A 1,441-nucleotide genomic window follows, 5' to 3' on the forward strand; every position below is an offset into this window, starting at 1 on the left:
AGAAGGGCGGCCGGATCAGGCTCTGCCATTTAAAATCGGCTCCTTTGCCAAGGTGCGGCAGCAGGTCTTTGACGTATAGTATGCCTTCGATGCGATCCGTGCTTTGTGTGTATACAGGTATGCGGGAGTAGCCCCACTGGATGACCTGTGGCAGCAGCTCCGGCAAGGTAGCGCTTTTAGAAAAGGCTGCCATGTCGATGCGCGGGCGCATGATCTGCTTTACAGTAATAGAACCAAAGTTTACAATGCCTCGCAGAATCTTCCTTTCCTCAGGAGAGGTTTCTTCTTTGGAGAGCGCTACGTCCAAGCTATGATGGAGCTCTTCGAGCGTATTGCTGTAGGAATGTATCCGGTAGCGCTTGTCTATAAAGCTGCTGATCCGTGTCAGGAGCCAGGCCAAAGGTTGCAGGATCGGGCGCAGTGCTTCCAGAATAGGAGCCATACGCTGGGCTATGCTGTAGCCATACTTCCGGGCGTATACCTTAGGAAGTACTTCTCCAAAAAATACGATCAGGAAGGTAACCAGCAGCAGGCTTGCCAACATAACAGAGGCCGCCATCGAGGTGGTGCCAAACAACTCCCAGGCAATGTAAGCACTCAGGGTAATGATGCTGACATTGATGGTATTGTTGATGATGAGTATCGAGGCTAATAGCTGGCGAGGGTTCTGCAACAGTTGGTGAATGAGTTGCTGGGGCTTGTGAGCGCTTGTTCTGCTTTTTTCCAGCTCCTTATCGCTGAGCGAAAAAAATGCTGCCTCTGCCCCCGAAGTGAGGGCAGAGAGCAGCAATAGTATAAAGCAGGCCGAGAGGGCTGCTATATATTCAATCCTGAGTAAAGCTGATGCGTTTTGTAAAAGTTGCAGGAAGCTATAACTCAAGGGGTCTCCGGAATCGATACTTTCCAAAATTAATGTATTTGGTTAAACAAGATTTAGAACGGTAAGTCGTCTGGCTCATCGTTCTGGAAAGCAGAAGCGGCGCCTGTGTTGGCTGTCGCACTGCTACCCTGGCTCTGGCTGGAAGCGGCAGAAGTACCCTGGTAGTTGCCAGAGCCGCCGCCGTTGTCGCTGCGACCACCCAACATAGTCAGGTTGTCCGCCACAATCTCGGTGCTGTAGCGTTGGTTACCGTCCTTGTCCTGGTAATTGCTTGTTCTGATCTTTCCCTCAATAAAAACAGATTGTCCTTTTTTGAGGTATTTTTCAGCTACTTCTGCCAGGCCGCGCCATACCACGATGTTGTGCCATTCGGTACGTTCCTGCTTTTCGCCGTTTTTGTCCTTAAAGGTCTCAGAAGTTGCGATTGGGAAACGCGCTACGGCTACGCCGCCTTCTAAATGACGTACTTCCGGGTCTTTGCCCAGATTTCCGATAAGGATTACTTTGTTCACACTTGCCATGTCTTTTGTCTTTAAAAATATTAAATTGATTTGGGCTACT

Annotated in this window: 2 protein-coding genes; both read right to left on the reverse strand. The window is 49.8% G+C overall.

The window, feature by feature from the left end:
- The coding region (locus tag OB13_RS19750; protein WP_461491904.1) for a CNNM domain-containing protein at positions 1 to 907 on the reverse strand (907 nt) is incomplete at its 3' end.
- 26 nt (positions 908 to 933) lie between these two features.
- Positions 934 to 1,441: single-stranded DNA-binding protein (locus OB13_RS19755; RefSeq protein WP_461491905.1), on the reverse strand; the 508-nt coding region annotated here is incomplete at its 5' end.

It is taken from the genome of Pontibacter sp. HJ8, assembly GCF_054824225.1.